Source organism: Duganella sp. AC237 (genome assembly GCF_979254035.1).
The window spans coordinates 3,474,925-3,490,998 of record NZ_CEEDEW010000003.1 but is presented as its reverse complement, the minus strand read 5'-3'; the positions used below and the strand labels follow the sequence as shown (position 1 = coordinate 3,490,998).

The window sequence follows — 16,074 nt, the reverse complement described above, 5'->3', positions numbered from 1 at the left end:
TGACATTACTGCGCGCTTATATTTTTCTGACAGCCGCGTCGATCAACTTCATTTGCCGTTCGTTGCGCTCGCTGTAGCGGTCCGTCAGGTAATCCGACCGGCCGCGCAGCAACAACGTCATTTTGAACAGTTCTTCCATCACATCCACCACCCGGTCGTAGTAGGCGGAAGGCCGCATGCGCCCCGCGTCGTCGAACTCCTTGTACGCCATCGGCACCGACGACTGGTTGGGAATGGTGAACATACGCATCCAGCGCCCGAGCAGGCGCAGCGTATTGACCACGTTGAACGACTGTGATCCGCCGCACACTTGCATCACGGCCAGGGTGCGTCCCTGGCTCGGGCGGACCGCGCCCATCTCCAGCGGAATCCAGTCGATCTGGTTCTTCATCACGGCGGTGACGGCGCCGTGACGTTCCGGGCTGCACCATACCTGGCCCTCTGACCATAGGCACAGTTCGCGCAGCTCGACCACTTTCGGATGGTCTTTCGCCACGCTGCCCGCCATCGGCAACGCGATTGGATCGAAGATCTTCACTTCGGCGCCGAAGTGTTCCAGGATGCGTGCGGCCTCCTCGGTCAGGAAGCGGCTGAACGAGCGCTCCCGCAGCGAACCGTAAAGCATCAGGATGCGTGGCGGGTGGCTCAGCTCGCCGGCTTGGGCCAGCTTGTCCATCGTTGGCAAGTCGAGCTGGTCTGGATTGATGTTGGGCAGGTTGGTGATCTTTTCCATGATTGGTCCGGGTTGTTCAGGGTTCTCAAGCGAGTCTCAAGGCCAGCGCGGCCAGGGTGATCAACAGCACCGGCAAGGTCAACACGATGCCGACGCGGAAATAGTAGCCCCACGATATCTCGATGTCCTTGCTCGACAGCACGTGCAGCCACAACAAGGTGGCAAGGCTGCCGATCGGCGTGATTTTCGGGCCGAGGTCGCTACCGATGACATTGGCATAGATCATCGCCTCGCGCACCGCGCCTTGTGCAGTGGTCGCGTCGATCGACAGCGCTCCGATCAGCACGGTCGGCATATTGTTCATAATCGAGGAAAGCAACGCCGTGATCAGGCCGGTCCCCAGCGCCGCGCCCCACACACCGTAGCCGGCGCATTGATTCAGCACGCCGGTCAGATAATCGGTCAGGCCGGCGTTGCGCAAGCCATAAACCACCAGATACATGCCAAGCGAGAAGACCACGATCTGCCAGGGCGCGTTGCGAACTACGTCGCGCGTCGAAATCTTGTGGCCACGCGCCGCGACCACCAGCAGCAAGGCCGCGCCGGCCGCAGCGACAGCGCTGATCGGCACGCCCAATTGGTCCAGCCAGAAGAAGCCGACCAACAACAGCGCGAGCACCCACCAGCCGGTGATAAAGGTGGCGCGGTCATGGATCGCCTCATGCGGCGCCTTCAAGTGGGCCAGCTCGTAGTTGGCCGGAATGTCCTTGCGGAAGAACCACATGAGCGCGGCCAGCGTGGCGGCCACGGAGACCAGGTTGACCGGCACCATGACGGCGGCGTAGCGGGCGAAACCGATATCAAAGTAATCGGCCGACACGATATTGACCAGGTTGGACACCACCAGCGGCAGGCTGGCCGTGTCGGCGATGAAGCCGGCCGCCATCGCGAAGGCCAGGGTGGCCTTGGCGGAGAAACGCAGCGCGCGCAACATGGCGATGACGATCGGCGTCAGGATCAGCGCTGCGCCGTCGTTGGCGAACAGCGCGGCGACGGCGGCGCCCAGCAGGACCAGCAGCACGAACAAGCGCGTGCCGCTGCCGCCGCCCCAGCGTGCCACGTGCAGCGCGGCCCACTCGAAGAAGCCGGCCTTATCCAGCAACAAGCTAATGATAATCACGGCCACAAAAGTGCCGGTCGCGTTCCAGACGATGTGCCACACCACCGGAATATCGGCGACATGAATCACACCCGCCAGCAGCGCCACGCCAGCCCCGGCGGCCGCGCTCCAACCGATGCCCAGCCCGCGCGGCTGCCAGATAACGAGGATCAATGTAAAAAGGAAAATCAAAAATGCAGCACACACGGCGAGTCCTTGGAACGGATTTGGATTAGCCGGTGATGTGACCGATTTTTTCGAGCTCGGCCTTCAGTGCGGTCTTGTCTATCATAAGCTCCGCCAGCGGCAACGCGAGGAAGGCTTCGATGCGGGCGCGGATGATGCCGTAAGTGTGCTCGAACGCAATGTCGATCTCCTCCTCCGTGCCGACCACGTGGCCGGGGTCGTCGACACCCCAATGCGTGCGCGTCACCGGTCCCAGGTAGGCCGGGCAGGTTTCTCCGGCGGCGCTGCCGCAAACGGTGACGACGATATCCGGTGTCACCAGCAGATCGTTCCAGGACTTGCTGAAATAGCCCTCGGTCGAGATGCCCTTGCTGGCCAGTAGCGATACCGCGCGCGGATGCAGTTTGCCGGCCGGTTGGCTGCCGGCGCTGATCGCCTTCAGTCCCGCCGGCGCGAGGTGGTTGAAGGTCGCTTCGGAGAGGACGGAACGGCAGGAGTTGCCGGTGCAAAGGAACAGGATGTTGCAGGCTTTTTCTTGCATGTGATTGCTCCGGGTGGGCGGGTGGTGGATTTGTTCAGCAGCTGGCCGGGCCGCACGGAACGCCGCCGCAGCAGTTCTCCGTCAGGTAGCCGATCAAGCCATTCATGACGGCCACGTCGGCCGAGTAAATGACGAATCGCCCCTCGCTGCGCGACGTGATCAGCCTGGCGTGGGTCAGCTCCTTCAAGTGGAACGACAGCGAGGACGGCGCGATATCCAGGTGCTCGGCGATCTTGGTGGCCGCCATGCCGCCAGGACCGATCTGCACCAGCAGCCTGAAAATCGCCAGCCTGCTCTCCTGTGCGATCGCCGCCAGCGCCGCTAATACTTCCTTGGGTTCCATAAAGCGCACTTCCATAATTCGACAATGATTGAAATCATAGCTGATAGTCTACGATATTTCAAATATTATCGAAGTGTCGTTGGAAAGCCCGTATGCTGTGAGATTGTCAGCGGCGAACTCGCTTGCAACTTGGTATGCGGCGTGACATAAATCCAATATTGCATATTTCTTTCTTCAGGATTAGTATTCATTCATCGACGCCGATACGCGCCCATCAGGGTTCGCCGGCGCCGGTTCCTTGACCTGCGCGAACTCGGCCCACCGCCCTCCTCGCAACGGCGACAGGTACGCAAGGTGCCTGTTTCAGCCATCGCCGTCCGGATGCTGAATGTTTGTCCGTACCCACCCAGTTTCGATTTCGCATTGCCTCAGGCAAGGCGTCCACACGCGGGTACGGATCGTAGCGCGAGCAGAAAACGAAGCGTTCACCAAAGAACGCACGCCGCACGTTACTTCCACATTGGAGACACGCATGAAACTCACCTTCCTCGCCGCCAGCGTCCTGCTGGCCACTTCCGCGCAAGCCGCCATCGACGCCGCCACCCTGGTCGGCGCCAGCACGCCGCTGCAAACCGCCCAGTACGGCGTCCGCAATTATTCTGCCCCGGTGCTGGTGAACGGCCAGCACGATCCCGCCAGCTACATGGCCGCGCCCAAGCTGCCAACATGGCAGTTCGCGTCGGCCGACCCGACCGGCGGCGTACTCACCTTCGAACGCCAGAGCGCCCCGGCCGCCGGCTGGCACGCCTGGTCGCGCAAGGGCAACGTGGTGGTGACGGGGGGCGGTTCGGCCAGCGCCAACCGCGTCTATACCGTCTACAACGGCCAGCAACTGATCGCCGCCATCCAGCAGGCCGGCAACGAGCCGAAGATCATCCGCGTGATCGGCCATATCGATCTGCGCTGGAGCCAGAACAATACCGTCTTCCGCGAGTACACCAGCTATTCGGACCAGAAGTTCGGCGGCTCGATCAGCCTGCCGTCGAACACCACCCTGGTGGGCATCAACGATGCGCAGGGCCGTCCGGCGCGCATCACCGGCACCGCGCTGCTGATCGGCGGCGAGCTGGCGCTGGCGCCGGGCGGCGATCCAGAATCGGACTTCAAGAAATGGATCGCCGACGGCAAGGACGGCGACGACTATCCGACCTGGACCCGCAACGTGATCGTCCGCAACCTGGCGCTCGACACGCCATGGGACGTCAACCCCGAGGACTCGGCCAACGCCTACGCCGACGGCATCACGCTGGGGCGCGCGCAGAATGTGTACATCGACCACCTGACCGTCAGCGACGGCGACACGCCAGATTCGATGGCCACAGGCACCTACAAAACCCGCCACGACGGCGCGCTCGACGTGGTGCGCGGCAGCGATTACGTCACCATCGCCAACAGCCTGTTCGGCAAACACCACAAGACCACGCTGGTGGGCAATGGCGATTCCGGCCGCGCCTGGAGCGACTCGGGCCGCCTGCACGTGACGTTCTCGGGCAACTGGTGGAATGGCGCGACCACGCGGTTGCCGTTGAACCGGTTCGGCCAGGTACACATGTTCAACAACGTCGTCACCGGCAGCACCACGACCAAGAACCCGGACATTAAGTTCGAGGGCGGCAGCGATGCGCGCTACCAGTAGAACATGCTGCTGCAGAATAACTACTACACCATCGAGGGATTGAAGGTGGAGGATTTCTGCGGCAAGGTCATCAAGGGAAAGAGCTTCCTTGGTTTCCGTTCGTCGGGGCATATTTTCAACAGCGACCGCTCGGGCACCAGTTCGATTGACGGGCAATGCGGGTTTGCGCAGCCAAGCGCCGCCAACCTGTGGACGCCGCCGTATGTGTACACGTTGCAGACGGCGACGACGGCGCAGACTGCGGTGCCGGCAAAGGCCGGCGCGGGCAAGTTGAACTGAGCGCTTGGCCACACCAGCCTGAACCAATCTAAACCACGTAGGGCGGATTAGCGAAGCGTAATCCGCCAACGCAGGCGTCTCGAGGGCTCATGCATTGGCGGATTACGGCGTTCCGCCTAATCCGCCCTACGTATTTCAGATATTTTCATCGTTTCCGGGCGTTGTGACGTTTCCGCCGGTGCTTTTGTTTCCCGGCTCTTGGACATCTCCGCCCTCGCCTGCTTGATGACCTGGCGCGCGGCGCTCAGCGCCAGGCAGCCCATGATCAGCGCGACGCCGATATCCGGCCAGCCGCTTTGCGTGCCGAACACGCCCAGCGCCGCCAGCATGACGGCGACGTTGCCGATCGCGTCGTTGCGCGTGCACAGCCACACCGAGCGCATATTCGCATCGCCGTCGCGGTAGGCGTACAGCAGCAAGGCGACCGTGCCGTTGGCGATCAGCGCGGCGAAGCCTATGCTCCCCATCATCACCGGCTCTGGCACCGGGCCCGATACCATATGCCACGCCGCCTTGCCCAGCACGAAGACACCGTACGCCCCCATCGTCGCCCCCTTGAACAGCGCCGTGCGCGAGCGCCACATCACCGTCGATCCCAGCACCAGCAAGGACAGCGCGTAGTTGCCGGCGTCGCCGAGAAAATCGACGGCGTCGGCCAGCAGCGCGACGGAATTGCCGGCCAGCCCCCCGGCCAGCTCCACGCCGAACATCAGCGTATTGACCACCAGCGCGATCCACAAGATGCGACGATAACGCGGATCGACCACCGGCTTCCCCGGCGCACAACCTCCCGAACAACAGTCAGACATGAGCATTCCTTTCCCTGTATAGTCGCCATTAGAAACCCTGAAGTCACTACAAGGTCAAGCTTATGCAACGGGACGAACTGAAAATCGGTGAACTGGCCGCCCAAACCGGCTATACGGTCGAGGCGATTCGCTATTACGAGTGCCAGGGGCTGCTGCCCGCGCCGGCGCGCTCCGGCGCAAACTACCGTCTTTATCGTGGCGCGCATCTGGAGCGGTTGCGATTCATCCGCCATTGCCGCTCGCTGGACATGGGATTGGACGAGATTCGCAACCTGCTTACCTTTCGCGACCATCCGGAACAGCGTTGTGGCGAGGTCAATGCGCTGCTCGACAGGCATATCGTCGAGGTGGCGGAGCGCATCGCGCAGTTGATGGATCTCGAGCGCCAGTTGGTGGCGCTGCGCGGGCGTTGCACCGAGGAGCAGACGGCCAAGGATTGCGCGATCTTGCAGTGCCTGGGCAAGCACTAGGAAGCAGCGCTTACACCACCCTGCCTTCCTTGACATATTCGCGCATGATGGCCGCTTCCAGGGTGGCGGAATCGAGTTCGCGCGCGCCGCAGGCCAATACCTGCAATGCGCAATGATGGCAAATATTGAGGATATTGGCGCCGCTGACTTCGTGATTGGCCGCCACCGCCGGCCATTGCACGTCCTCGGCCAGCGTCATTTGCGGCGGCATGGTCTTGCGCCAGATCGCCTCCCGTTCGGCCGCCCCGGGCATCGGGAAATGGATAATCGATTGAAACCGCCGCACGAAGGCGTCGTCGATATTGCCGCGCTGATTGGTCGCCAGGATCACCAGCCCGCTATAGCTTTCGATACGCTGTAGTAAATACGCCACTTCCTGGTTGGCATACTTGTCGTGCGCGTCGCGGATATCGGTGCGCTTGCCGAACAGCGCGTCGGCTTCGTCGAAGAACAGAATCCACTGCTTGTTCTCGGCCTTGTCGAACAGGTTGGCGAGATTTTTCTCCGTTTCGCCGATGAATTTGGAGACCACCCTCGACAGGTCGATGCGGTACACGTCCAGCCCGGTTTGCTTGCCCAGCAACGTCGCCGTGAGCGTCTTGCCGGTGCCCGGCGGACCGTAGAACAATGCGCGGTAGCCGGGCTTCATCTTGCGGCCCATGCCCCATTCGCGCAGCAAGGTATCCTTGTGCACGGTCCAATGCTCGATCTCGCGGATCTGCCGCCGGGTGTCGGGATTGAGCACCAGATCGTCCCAACCCATCTCCGTCGCCTGCAACTCGGCCGGGAACTCGCTGCTGAAGCGCGGCTTGCTGACCTCGCCGATGGTCAGCAATTCCAGCACCTCAGGCGCCAGGATCAGGCGGCCGCTCATGGCCGGCTCGCCCGGCCCTACCGGCTCCAGCGCGAGGATGTGTTTGCGGGAGAACCAGTGCTCCCCGCCCAGCATCCGCTGCACTTGCAGGCGACTGACCAGATCGTCGCCGGCCAGGATGAACTGTGCGGTTTCTCCGGTCGGGATCACGCCGCGGTGGCCGCCCGCACGCACACCGCCGAACGCGGGCAAGTCCCCGCCCTCGGGCAGGCAGGCGGCCACCGTGTCGTTGAGAAAGGTTGGATGCACATTCGGGGCCAGCGACAGCAGCAGCACGATGTATTCCTCGAAACCGGGCTTGTGCTGTTCGATGAATAGCGCAAACGGCGAGCCGTCGTCGAGCCACGCCGTGTCGTTGACCGTGCGCTCCAGTTCCGCCGGCGGCGCGTCTCTCAAGCGGGCGACGATGATGGCGCGCAGGTAGCGCAGTGACGTTTGAAGATTGACCGCCGACATATACCCCTTCCGCTATTCCAGACCCGATATTTCGATCGAAGCATCCATCGCCCAAGCGCGCTTGACGTGGCGAATGTGCGCGTCGAGTTTTTTGGGCTTACCCACCATGTCCGGGTGCATCGGATCGATGTTTTCCTGCAGCATGCTGTTTTCGCGGCTGTCTCCGATGAACATATTGCGCAGATAGCCGAAGAAGGTCGCGTAGCGCTTGGTTGCCGCCTCCTGCAGCGCGGCCACCGTCAAGCCGGCAACCTCCACGCGGGCGTCGGCGATCGAAGCCCGCTGCTCCAGCAGCATTTTTCCCTGTGAAACCTTTTTCTTCTCGCCATTCAACTGCTGCACATAGTGCCGCGACATGTCATACGAGGAGATCACGTGCCGGCGCGCCAAGCTCTTGCTCGCCTTCATGTTGATCAGCCGGCCATAACTGTCCTTTTGCAGATCCTTGTTGTCGCCGTGGGCTTCGGCAATCGCGGTCTTTTGCTCGACGCTGAATTTGCCTCGCGGCAGCTTGATCGCATCCCCGACGAAGGGATCGCCTACCTTCCATTCGGACAGTGTCGAGCCGATGAACACGCTCATGCCGGTGAGCTTGGCATCGAGGTCGGTCATCAGCGCGTCGGCCTTGTCTGCGGATTTTCCCGCTGATTTCTTGGTGTTGTCCGTGTCGTCGAACTGGGCCAATTGGTCCTGCACGACCTTGATCGCCGCCTCGTCCGTCTTCACCGTTGCCACGGCATCGGTGCGCTTCTTGCCAGTGACACTGGCGCGCTTGGCCGCATCGTTAAGGAAGGCCGACGGCAGCATCGGCTCCGACCGCACCACCAGCTTGGCGCCCTTGCCTTTGCCCTGGAACGTTAGCGTATGCGGCTTGTCGTCGCCAGCGATCGGTTTCTTCTTGGTCCACCAGTTCAGCAGCCGCTTGGCCTGCGCGCCCAGTTTGGCGAGCAGCGCACCCAGCCAGGCGACGATCTTGTCCATGCCCTTGTCGATCGGCGCGCGGATCTTCTTGAGCAGCGCGACCAATTTGTCGGGGATGGCGCCGAGGCCGGCGAACTTGGCCAGGAACGGGATCACCACATTCAAGCCCTTGGCCAAGGTCGACTCCACCTTTTTGCCGGCGCCGGCGATCTGGCCGGAGGCGATGGCCGCGATCGAATCGATGAAGGCCGCCACCACCGCGCCGATCTCGCTGATTTTCTGAACAAACACCGTTATCGTGTTGTAGATCGCGATGATGGCCTGGATCACCGCGCCGGCCGGATTCATCATCATCACCAGCTTGGTCACGGCGGCCTGCACGATCTGCGTGGTCACCATCTCGATCACCTTGGCGATCATGGTTTCCTTCAACTCGTTGAGCTCGTTCTTGATCTCTTGCCAGGCGGCGGCCGGACCGTCGCGCACCAGCGTGACCAGCACCGAGGCGGTCTTCTCCAGCAATACCAGCACCGGTTCCGGGATGATCTTGAGCAGCTTGACGCGGATGTTTTGCCACGTTAGCCCCAGCACCGACTGGATCAGCTTGAGCACCTCGACCAAGGTGAACGCCTTGGGCATGTAGACGCCGGCTGCCGCCAGCGGCCCCACCAGCCATTTGATCAGCGCGTTCTTCAGGTGCTCGCCGAAATTGGCGGCGAACATCTGGAAGCCGAGCTTGCCCGCGCGCACCAGGTTGCCGACGAAGCCGATCGGATTCTGGATAATCGAGCGGAAAGCGCCTTGCGCCTTCTTGATGTACGGCACCGCGCCCGGCGCGACCACGGAGAAGATAATCTCCAGCAAGGTGATCACCTGGGCGCCGGCCCAGCTGAAGAACTGGCCCGCGACGTTGAGGAAAGCCCGGCCGACCTTGCGGAACAATCCGGTAATCGTCAGCACATCCTCCCACGTGATGCTGCTGAGGGTATCGAGGATCTGCCCGGGAATGGCGCTGACAAAGCCCATCAGGCCGGACAGCGCGCCCTCGAACCAGGCCCACGCGCGCGCCACGGCGTTGCCCTTCTGGATGTTTTGCCACACCTCTTCCTGGCCGATCAGCTTCATGAAGCCGCCGATCAGCAGCGCCGGCGAGCGCTGCACCTTTTCGCCCGTCACCGGGTCCTGGCCCAGCACCGCCTTCAACAGATCGTATCCGGCCGTTCCCTCGGCCAGCGCCGCCAGCGGGCGCAGCACGACCTCGCGGACAATCGCCAGCAATTCCACCACCACGCCGGCGCCGAAGGCGATCAGGCGCGAGACCGGATTGGTGAAAATGGCCACCGCCCGGTCCCAGACGCCGCCAAGGTCGAAGATGTCGCTCCAGCTCAGGCTGTCGATGAAGGCCGCCAGGCCGGCGACGATGTCGGCGCCGATGTCGCCCAGCGCGGCCAGCTTTTGCTCGACCCAGGCGCCGGCGCGGGTGAAGACGCCATGGTTGTCGAGCGCTTGCGACACCAGCCCGCCGCCGGGCACGACCTCGACCAGCGCGCGCAGGATGTTGCTGGCGCTGCGGTCGACGCTTTTCATGCTGATCGGATTGAATCCCAGCACGATGGTCAGCAGCCGGAAACCGGGGATGTGGTTGGCATGGTCGGCAAAATACTTGAGCGCGTCCGACACGCCCAGGCGCTGGATGGCCGGGGTGGCGGTCGATGTCGATACCAGCGGGCTGCGCCGCACCGCGCCGCCCTGCTGCATCGTATGGGTCAGCTCGTGCGCGAGTAGGCGCTTGCCGTCGCCGCTGCCCGGCTGGTACTGGCCGTCACCAAAGAAGACGTGGTTGCCGTAGGTGAAGGCGCGCGCGCTCAAGCGGTTGCTGAGGCTGGCCGCCTGCTTGTCGTCATGCACGCGCACCTTGCCGAAGTCGGCGCCGAAACGCGGCTCCATGAAGCCGCGCACGTCGCCGGACAATGGTTTGCCGCCGCTCATGCTGCCGCTCAGGGCGGACTGCGTCGCGTTGTCCACGCTGGGCGCGGCGCCGGTCTCCTTGCGCATCAGCGGCGCCTTGTCCCAGCGTCTTTCCTCCAAGGGAACGATGCCGCCGCCGCCCGGCCCGGCCCAGCTCGAGCTCTCCGCCCCGGCCCAGCCCGACACCACTGGTGCCTGCATGACATGATCGGCCATGCGGTCCGCTTCGCGCTCGAAGCTGTCGCCGGGCTGGTTGACGCTCAGCTTGGGCTGCACCTTGACCACCGCCGGCTTGGGCGCAAAGAAAGCGCCGCCGCCCCCGCCCGACCCCGTCCTGTGCGCGGTCGCGGGCGTGGTGGTGGTGGATTTTTCGGCGGTCGCGGCCATGCTAGTTCCACTCCACCCACAGGATGCCGGCCATCCAGGGCAGGCGGATCGCCGAATAGCCCCATGGCAGGTCTCCCAGCAGGACGTCGGCGGTTTGCCGCTCCACCTGCAGCAACCACTCGCCGCCGCGCTCGCTAAGCTTGCCGGGACGCAGCAGGAAGGCGCCGCGCAGGCCGTCCGGCGAGGTGTCGCGCAGCGCACCCCAGTGGCCGATCACCGCTTTGAGCAGCACATCGGCTTCGGCCCGTTCGGCCGCTTGCAGCACCACGCCGGGCTCTATATTGGCCGTCAGCGGAAGCTGGCAGAGCAACTTGGGTAACGCCAGTGCGTATTCCGGCGCCTGCGGCTGGCCGCTGGCCAGGAAATGCAGCAGCGCCAGCGCGCGCTCCGGCTGCACCAGCTGCCCGTCGCGCGCCAGGCCGAGCTCCTCGAACAGCGCGGGCAGGAAGGGATGCAGCAACACCAGCCCGGCGTTGTCGATATAGATGCCGTGCGCGCTGTCGGGATGTGCGGCGCCGTCGCGGATGGCGGGCGACGCTGGAACGCCGGCGTCGCGCAGGGCATCGGCCCCGGGCGCGCCATTCTTCAGCAGAACGGCGACAGGCCGTTTCTCGACGTGGGTTTGGCGGACCACGGACAAGGCGGCGCGACCCGCGCGCTCCGGCAAACCGCGCCACAGCGCCTCCTGCACTGGCAACGCGTCGACGGTGGTGCGGTCGTCCAGCGCCAGTTCGAGCGCCGCGCGGCACAGCAGGCGTTCGGCCGCCGCCAGCAGGGCGCCCTGCTCCTGCGTGCGCAGGTACTGCAACGCCGACTGCAAGGTCGGCGCCAGCACCGGCGTCAGCCGCGCCACCAGCACTTGCTGGAAGGTCGGCGAAAACTGCCGTCCCAAACGATCGAGCGCGCCGGCCGAACGCAGCGTCGCCATGAGCGATGGCGGAACCGACGGCAATCCCGCCGCCGTGCCGGCGACGCTGGCCGACAAGCGGGCCTCGCCGGACGAAACGCTGGCGCCACGCCACCCTTCCAGCAGCATCTGCTCGAAATCCTGCGATGGCGGCAGATGTACACTGGCGGGCAAGGTCGCGTAGCGCAGAAAATACGACAGCGCCTCGTCCATCGCCTGCGTAACGGCGACGTGCCGCACCGGGTCTTCGCCGTCCGGCGCCGAAGCTATCCTGGCGCTGAGCGCCTCCTCCAGGCCTCGCCGCAACAGCGCCGGCAGCTCCCCCTCCAGCCGCCCGAGCGCGACCCGGCCGGCGTCCACTTCCAGCCTGTCGATGCGCAGAACGCCATGCTCCGGCGCGTAGCGGTCCAGCGCCTGCTCGATCACCGGCATCAGCGACGACGACAGCGCCGCCAGCTGCCGCTGCAACGCCATCCCATCGGCCTCGCTGCCGGACACCTCGACCTGGAAGGTCTGCGACTGGATGGTGTGGGGAAGGACCGGGCGCATGACGGCTTATCCCACGTTGATCTGGCTGGCCGCCAGCATCATGCAGCCATCCTTGGTGTAGGCGCACAGGCGGATGCCCTTGGTGAACGGCGAGCGCGCAAGCATCCGTACCGTCGCGGTTTTGCCAGGCACCAGCGGCGGATCGCAGTCCTGCACCTCCCAGGTGTAAAGCACCGGCTGGTCGGCGCCGGTCGCGGTGACATCGAGGATGATCCCCTCACGCGCCAATTTGGCGCTGATCTTCAGCTGCAAATCCAGCTTCTTGCATACCTCGGTGCGCGGCCGCTTGGGATCGCACTTGTCGATATGGCTGACGTTAAACGCCGGCACCACCTGGTCGCTCTCGTTGATATGGATGGTGGTGGCCGAGGGATCGTAGGCGAAGCGCATACTGCCCTCCGGCGATCCGGGACGCTGGTAGAACGGGTCGATGCGGATGTCGAAATCGAGGCACTCGAACGCTTCGATCCACAATACCGGCATGCCGGCGCTCTTGGTGTCGTATTCGAGGATGAGCCAATCCTTGGTGCCGATGGCCGATGCCACCAGTTCATTGATCCTGGTGATCCAGTTGCGCACGGTCTTGTCGTAGCCGGCGTTCAGGTCATCGGCCGAGGTGTTGGACAGGATCTCCTCGACACCCTCGCGCAGGTCGACCATCTCGCCCGGCTTGAACTCGAAGCGGAACGCCGCCACTTCCATGCCGAAGGTTTTGAACGGACGCGCCGCATCCTCGTCCGGCAACCAGAAACGGTAACCGCCGCGCTGGGCGATGCCTTTGCAAGGCAGGTCGCACTGCGGCTTGACCTCGTGCTGGTATTCCTTGCTCGTTTCGCATCCGGCGCTGTCGCGCACCACCACCTTGACCTTCTCGCCGCCGGCCACCGGCTTGCTGAGATAGGTGTTGATATTGATGGCGCCCGTATCGCTGGCGTATGGCATCACGCCGCCGGAGATCGGCACGCTGACCTGGTAGGTCTTGGCCGACATGTCTTCGACGTAGCTCTCCTTGCCCAGCCTGAGCGTCGACGGCACCGTCACTTGCTGCTGCGCCGATTCGGCGCCGGCGCTGTCGCGGATGGAGATCGTGTGGTCGCCGACGCCGAGCGTGAGCGGTCCGCCCAGTTTTTTAAACGGCTGGCCGTCAAGCTGGTAGCTGACCGGCTGCATGCCGCCCTCCGGCGTCAAGGTCGCCGCCGCGTTGCCCTGTTCATCGGTGCAGCCCAGCGCCACGCTCAGGCCGAGCGGCGGCAGCGGCAGCACGTACTGGATGCCGCCCTCGCCGCCGCAGCGGTACGGCAGGAAGAAGTCGGCGATCACCGTGCCGTTGGGCAGTTCGTTCGCCAGCTCGGTAATCGGATCGCTTTCCAATGCCGTCAGGTTCAGGGTGGGGAAGCCGGCGGCGGCACCGTCGCCGGCGAGAGTGCTGAGCAGGATCTGGAAATCGGTGTCTCCGGCATAACGGCTGTCGCTGCCGAGGCGCTCGACGGCGCGTTTGACGGCATCGGCGCGCGCTGGCAGCCTTCCGGTGCGGCGGCCCGGCGTCACCGGCGCGGCGACCAGAAAGTTCGATGCACTGCCGTTCTGCTGCTGCGGCCCGTCCTCGTGGTACACCAAGATGAACGTTCCGCCCAACGGCACGCCCGCCTTGTGCTGGATGCCGGGGTGCTTTTGCAGGAAATAGGCCAGCACCTGCTGCTGTTTGAGTTCGCGCATCCGACGCGAAAACTCGTCGTTCAACGCCCGCATCGGCTCCAGATTACAACCGTACAGCACCTGGTCGAAATGATCGATCAGCGCCTCCTGCGGAACGAACTGCTTGAGGTCATCGGTGACGCTGTCCGTCTCCTGGTCGCGGAAGTGATGCGTCAGCGCGAGCAAATCCTCGCACTTGTTCTCGAAGTCGGCGAAGGCCAGCGCGTCCAGGCTGGCCGGCAGCGTCTGCGCCAGTTTGGTCATGTAATAGATCGACACCGCATGCGCAAAGAACTTGGGTGCCAGCCCGGTGGTGCCGGTGAAAATCGCGCAAAACAGCATCAGGATGGCGTTCAGGTCGATCTGGTCCTGATCGACCTCGATATACGGTCGCGCCATGAATCCGGCCAGGTATTTTTCGTACCAGGCGCCGACGGTGTTGGCGTCGAAGGTGAATTGCGGCGCGCGCTGCTTGAGCAGAAAATGTTTGGGGGCGCCCGCCGGCAGCGCGGTGTCGGCGGCGACGTCGTACATCGCGCGTATGCCTTCTGTCAGCGTGGTCAGCACGTCCTCGCGCAGCACGTCGAACAAGGTTTCCAGGTCGGAGAAGCGGGCGCTGTCCTTATCGGCCAACGGCGCGCTCTCGTCGAAGGCCCCGGTCCGCAGCGCCACCACTTCGATCGGCAGGCGGTAGCGGGTTCTCAACGTCAGCAGCGTGTTGACGACCGGCTGGTACTGTTTGCCCAGATGGCCCTCGATGCGCAGGAAGTTGTGCGGCTCCAGGTCGAAGCGCAGCGGGTCCGTGACGAACACCGGCGCGGCCGGCACGTATTCGCTACTGCGATAGCCAAGCGTTTGATTGGCGCGCAGGCGCCGGCTGCGCGCGGGACTCCACAACTGGTGCAGCGGCGGCGTGCCGTTCAACGCATAATAATATGGCAGCGCCTTGTCTTCGATCGCGCCGGCGCCGAAGAAACTTGGCGTGATGCGGATTTGCTTGTCCAGTGGCGTCGAGGTGTCCTGCTTGGGCAGCGCCGGCTGGTGCGTAAAGCTCGCCAGCATGCCCACCAGACGGTCGAACAATATCAGGAACTCGTCGCGCAGCAGATCGCCGGCGCAGGCGGGTTGAAAGCCATTGCGATACAGCCCGCCGTTGATGCCGTCGGCGCGCGCCACGCCCAGCATCAGGTGGCGCGGGAACAGCAGTTCGGAGGGCACGCAGGCGCACAACAGCTCCACGCCCTTCCAGCGCATCTCGTCGTAGGCGCGCAAAAGATCGTCGAACAGGTCGTAATAATATTGGAGGAAGGCGATCTGCGATGGATTTCCGTAGGCGTCATCGAGAAAACCCAGCTTGGCGTTGAAGCCGCCGAACGGATCGGCCGGATGCTGCTCCTGCAGCAGCGGCTTGAACGCCTCGTAGGCGGCGCTCAACGCTGCACCGGTGCTCTTCGCCAGTTTCGCGTCGTGGAAAACGGCGCGGAAAGCGGACAGCACGTGTTCCGTCGTGGTGGGGGCGCTATTGGGCACGTCATAGCGCGGCAGCCGGATGGCGGGCAGATTGAGGCGCGTCAGCATGCGCGCCTCCAGGTCGGCCGTGGTCAGGCCACTGCCCTCCGCCGCGCCCTCGGCGATGATTTTGTCCAGGTCCGTGGCGGCGATCAGCAGGCGCCGCACGGTCACCACCAGTTGCGATCCGCGGTCGTTGCAGTCGTTCGGGCTGCAATTGCGCAGTCCTTCCTTCTTCAATTCGACGAACAGCAGCACCGCTTTGTTGGTCAGGAAGTCCGCCGGTGAGTTCAGGGCCGTGACTTCGGGTTCGCCCGCCGGGAACAACTCCCACATCGGGTACGCGGGCTTTCCCGGCTGGCCCTTGTCACGGAACAGCGGGTAGTCGATGTCGAGCGGCAGCGTGTACTCGCGATAGGACGTCAGCGCCAACGGATCGGCTTCCACAACCAGATAGCCTTCGGTGGTGATGCCGCAGCCGGGAGCCAGATGCACGGTGGTGGTGGCGTCGTCCAGCTTGAGCGTCAGCCCGCAGGCGATGCCGATGCCGATCAGATTGGCGCGCGTCAGCCGTTCCTGCTCGCCAAGATAGTCGAACAACTGGTTCAGGTGCAGGTTCGACAACACCTGATTGGCCTCGAAAACGGGATAAGTATCTTGGACAGCTTTCATGTTCAGCACCGTCTTTCAAAAGTGACGTATGAGTTGACTT

General features: G+C 63.8%; 12 protein-coding genes. 3 read left to right on the top strand and 9 right to left on the bottom strand.

Features of this window, described 5'->3' with window-relative positions:
• Nucleotides 1-16 precede the first annotated feature (16 nt).
• Genes arsH through AC0IYS_RS15645 form a run of 4 tightly spaced genes read right to left on the bottom strand, consistent with a single transcriptional unit; the run spans nucleotide 17 to nucleotide 2,902 of the window.
• Nucleotides 17-733: an arsenical resistance protein ArsH gene (gene arsH / locus AC0IYS_RS15660; RefSeq protein WP_471706012.1), complete on the bottom strand. Its 717-nt coding sequence runs from the start codon at nucleotides 731-733 to the stop codon at nucleotides 17-19.
• 25 nt (nucleotides 734-758) lie between these two features.
• A complete protein-coding gene (locus tag AC0IYS_RS15655; RefSeq protein WP_471706011.1) occupies nucleotides 759-2,039 on the bottom strand; it encodes an arsenic transporter in 1,281 nt (426 codons plus the stop codon).
• Between the two features lie 25 nt (nucleotides 2,040-2,064).
• On the bottom strand, nucleotides 2,065-2,559 hold the full coding sequence (locus tag AC0IYS_RS15650; protein ID WP_471706010.1) for an arsenate reductase ArsC: 495 nt from the start codon (nucleotides 2,557-2,559) through the stop codon (nucleotides 2,065-2,067).
• 34 nt (nucleotides 2,560-2,593) lie between these two features.
• The gene (locus AC0IYS_RS15645; protein WP_471706009.1) at nucleotides 2,594-2,902 is read right to left on the bottom strand and encodes an ArsR/SmtB family transcription factor; all 309 of its coding nucleotides are present in this window, start codon (nucleotides 2,900-2,902) and stop codon (nucleotides 2,594-2,596) included.
• A 472-nt stretch (nucleotides 2,903-3,374) separates the two neighbouring features.
• Between AC0IYS_RS15645 and AC0IYS_RS15640 the strand changes: the two genes are divergently transcribed.
• Together AC0IYS_RS15640 and AC0IYS_RS15635 are read left to right on the top strand one after the other, a co-directional pair.
• Entirely contained in the window at nucleotides 3,375-4,538 is a 1,164-nt protein-coding gene (locus AC0IYS_RS15640; RefSeq protein ID WP_471706008.1) for a pectate lyase family protein, read from the top strand.
• A 3-nt stretch (nucleotides 4,539-4,541) separates the two neighbouring features.
• Nucleotides 4,542-4,817: a hypothetical protein gene (locus AC0IYS_RS15635; RefSeq protein ID WP_471706007.1), complete on the top strand. Its 276-nt coding sequence runs from the start codon at nucleotides 4,542-4,544 to the stop codon at nucleotides 4,815-4,817.
• A 116-nt stretch (nucleotides 4,818-4,933) separates the two neighbouring features.
• On the opposite strand, the gene AC0IYS_RS15630 is transcribed toward AC0IYS_RS15635, so the two are convergent.
• Nucleotides 4,934-5,626, bottom strand: a complete 693-nt coding sequence (locus AC0IYS_RS15630; protein WP_471706006.1) for a cation efflux transmembrane domain-containing protein — start codon at nucleotides 5,624-5,626, stop codon at nucleotides 4,934-4,936.
• 62 nt (nucleotides 5,627-5,688) lie between these two features.
• Between AC0IYS_RS15630 and cadR the strand changes: the two genes are divergently transcribed.
• Entirely contained in the window at nucleotides 5,689-6,096 is a 408-nt protein-coding gene (gene cadR / locus AC0IYS_RS15625) for a Cd(II)/Pb(II)-responsive transcriptional regulator (protein WP_471706005.1), read from the top strand.
• 10 nt (nucleotides 6,097-6,106) lie between these two features.
• Here cadR and AC0IYS_RS15620 read toward each other — a convergent pair whose 3' ends face one another.
• The 4 genes from AC0IYS_RS15620 to AC0IYS_RS15605 are packed head-to-tail and all read right to left on the bottom strand — an operon-like array spanning nucleotide 6,107 to nucleotide 16,034.
• Nucleotides 6,107-7,426, bottom strand: coding sequence for an ATP-binding protein (locus AC0IYS_RS15620; RefSeq protein WP_471706004.1), 1,320 nt, complete (start codon nucleotides 7,424-7,426; stop codon nucleotides 6,107-6,109).
• A 12-nt stretch (nucleotides 7,427-7,438) separates the two neighbouring features.
• Nucleotides 7,439-10,702, bottom strand: coding sequence for an eCIS core domain-containing protein (locus tag AC0IYS_RS15615; protein WP_471706003.1), 3,264 nt, complete (start codon nucleotides 10,700-10,702; stop codon nucleotides 7,439-7,441).
• Between the two features lies 1 nt (nucleotide 10,703).
• Nucleotides 10,704-12,158 carry a contractile injection system tape measure protein gene (locus AC0IYS_RS15610; protein ID WP_471706002.1) on the bottom strand — a complete coding sequence of 485 codons (1,455 nt, stop codon included), beginning with the start codon at nucleotides 12,156-12,158 and terminating at the stop codon, nucleotides 10,704-10,706.
• Nucleotides 12,159-12,164: 6 nt separating this feature from the next.
• Nucleotides 12,165-16,034, bottom strand: a complete 3,870-nt coding sequence (locus AC0IYS_RS15605) for a hypothetical protein (RefSeq protein WP_471706001.1) — start codon at nucleotides 16,032-16,034, stop codon at nucleotides 12,165-12,167.
• Nucleotides 16,035-16,074 lie beyond the last annotated feature (40 nt).

What these genes read in the sequence shown, in the direction of transcription:
- AC0IYS_RS15615 (WP_471706003.1), bottom strand. Translation starts at nt 10,702, where the DNA reads ATGGCCGCGACCGCCGAAAAATCCACCACCACCACGCCCGCGACCGCG.
- AC0IYS_RS15645 (WP_471706009.1), bottom strand. Translation starts at nt 2,902, where the DNA reads ATGGAACCCAAGGAAGTATTAGCGGCGCTGGCGGCGATCGCACAGGAG.
- AC0IYS_RS15620 (WP_471706004.1), bottom strand. Translation starts at nt 7,426, where the DNA reads ATGTCGGCGGTCAATCTTCAAACGTCACTGCGCTACCTGCGCGCCATC.
- AC0IYS_RS15605 (WP_471706001.1), bottom strand. Translation starts at nt 16,034, where the DNA reads ATGAAAGCTGTCCAAGATACTTATCCCGTTTTCGAGGCCAATCAGGTG.
- arsH (WP_471706012.1), bottom strand. Translation starts at nt 733, where the DNA reads ATGGAAAAGATCACCAACCTGCCCAACATCAATCCAGACCAGCTCGAC.
- AC0IYS_RS15635 (WP_471706007.1), top strand. Translation starts at nt 4,542, where the DNA reads ATGCTGCTGCAGAATAACTACTACACCATCGAGGGATTGAAGGTGGAG.
- AC0IYS_RS15640 (WP_471706008.1), top strand. Translation starts at nt 3,375, where the DNA reads ATGAAACTCACCTTCCTCGCCGCCAGCGTCCTGCTGGCCACTTCCGCG.
- AC0IYS_RS15630 (WP_471706006.1), bottom strand. Translation starts at nt 5,626, where the DNA reads ATGTCTGACTGTTGTTCGGGAGGTTGTGCGCCGGGGAAGCCGGTGGTC.
- AC0IYS_RS15650 (WP_471706010.1), bottom strand. Translation starts at nt 2,559, where the DNA reads ATGCAAGAAAAAGCCTGCAACATCCTGTTCCTTTGCACCGGCAACTCC.
- AC0IYS_RS15610 (WP_471706002.1), bottom strand. Translation starts at nt 12,158, where the DNA reads ATGCGCCCGGTCCTTCCCCACACCATCCAGTCGCAGACCTTCCAGGTC.
- cadR (WP_471706005.1), top strand. Translation starts at nt 5,689, where the DNA reads ATGCAACGGGACGAACTGAAAATCGGTGAACTGGCCGCCCAAACCGGC.